The organism is Calothrix sp. CBUCES-K 9914 (assembly GCF_059640475.1).
The window spans coordinates 1-1822 of record NZ_JBXXZH010000528.1 but is presented as its reverse complement, the minus strand read 5'-3'; the positions used below and the strand labels follow the sequence as shown (position 1 = coordinate 1822).

General features: G+C 39.0%; 1 protein-coding gene. It reads left to right on the top strand.

Annotated features, from left to right (window positions below; all coding sequences use genetic code 11):
- Positions 1–470: 470 nt before the first annotated feature.
- The gene (locus tag AC2JBO_RS44815) at positions 471–1793 is read left to right on the top strand and encodes a filamentous hemagglutinin N-terminal domain-containing protein (RefSeq protein ID WP_496960067.1); all 1323 of its coding nucleotides are present in this window, start codon (positions 471–473) and stop codon (positions 1791–1793) included.
- Positions 1794–1822: the final 29 nt, after the last annotated feature.

Genomic DNA, 1822 nt, shown 5'->3' with positions numbered 1-1822 from the left:
ACAGGACTTACGATATTGTCACAATTGAGAGTCGGTGCGTGACGCTACAGGTCTTATAGCTACGTTGAAGTTTTTTTGTTGCGTCACACACCCTACGATTTTTATGTGCCAGTTGCGTAAGTCCTATATAACTAAATACCACTTTTGTTATAGAGAATTTTGGCGTTGCTGAATCATGGGATGGTTTTGCCCGATTTTGAACGAATTATTAATAGTTTCAGGCACTAGTTCATCCCGCATTTATGCAACGCCAACATTGATTTTGGGTAAATTAAACGCTGAATTGAAAAAATACGATTTAGTCGGCTACCAGCTTATGGAAAAAACTTGGGGCAAGCCCTAATAAGAGGCGTCAATTCATTCCTTAAGAAAAAACTGCATAAGTTAGTTCTAGTCAGAAATACTGATAAATATAATTTAATAACAAACTTTGATAATCATTTTTATAACCTTTAGGGGGTACACTGACGATGAGCAAGAAACCTGGTTTGGTTCAAAAGCTTTTATTATGCAGCTTTTTTACGCTTGCTAGTACCCATGTTCATGCACAGATTACACCTGACAATACCTTAAGGGAAGAAGCTTCTAGATTTACTCCGAATGTACTAATCAAAGATGCCAATGCTGATTTGATTAATGGTGGCGCCCTGCGTAGTAATAATCTTTTTCATAGTTTTAGTGAATTTAATATTAAAGATGGGCAAAGAGTATATTTTGCAAATCCGTCTGGAGTAGTAAATATATTGACGCGCGTGACAGGTAGCAATGCGTCGAATATTTTAGGAACATTGGGTGTAGATGGCGCCGCAAATCTGTTTTTAATAAATCCAAACGGTATTTTGTTTGGTCAGAATGCTTCTTTAGATGTGCGAGGCTCGTTTGTAGGGACAACTGCGAATGGTGTGCAGTTTGGAAACCAGGGTAATTTTAGCGCGACTAATCCGCAGGCGCCTGCTTTATTGACTATTAATCCTTCAGCGCTGTTGTTTAATCAAATTAACCCAAATGCAGCGATTCAAAATAATTCAGTAGCATTGCTTCCAGAAAAAGACCCAGCAGGGTTTAATGTATTTGGACTACGAGTTCCAGATGGTAAAAGTTTGCTGCTGGTGGGTGGCGATGTCATCATGGATGGTGGTCAATTAAACGCTTATGGTGGGAGAGTAGAATTAGGAGGATTAGTAGAAACAGGAAATATTGGACTGGATATCGATAGCAATACTCTCACTTTAAATTTCCCCAAGGGTGTACAGAGAGGAGATGTATCTTTTACGAATCAGGCTGTAATATTTGTTATTGGTAGCGATGGCGGCAGCGTTGCGATGAATGCGCGTAGTATAAATATTTTTGGAGGAAGTGCAGTTTTTGCAGGTATACGAGAAGGTTTGGGTACATCTGGCAGCCAAGCTGGAAACGTTACCCTGAATGCGACAGATAAAATTACTCTTGCACAAGGAAGCTTTATCGGTAATTTTATACAGCCACAAGCAAAAGGTAATGCTGGCGACATTATAATTAATGCTGGTTCTTTCTCACAACAGGATGGTTCTAGATTAGAAACATTTACCTCTGGACAAGGAAATGCGGGAAATGTGACAATAAATGCTTCTAAATCTGTTTCTCTTTCTGGATTTGAAACTGCCATATTAAGCAATGTAGAAGATGGTGGTATTGGTAAAGGCGGCAATATCAATATTAATGCAGCTTCTTTTTCTTTACTAAATGGCGCCCAATTACAGACTTTAGTTCGTGGAGCTTCTAAGAGGATGTTTGAAAAGTCGGCTGAGGTATAAATTGTCATTCTGAGTGGAGTCTTACGGAA

Bases quoted from the DNA above. Each gene is read 5' to 3' on its own strand.
- AC2JBO_RS44815 (WP_496960067.1), top strand. From the start codon at position 471: ATGAGCAAGAAACCTGGTTTGGTTCAAAAGCTTTTATTATGCAGCTTT.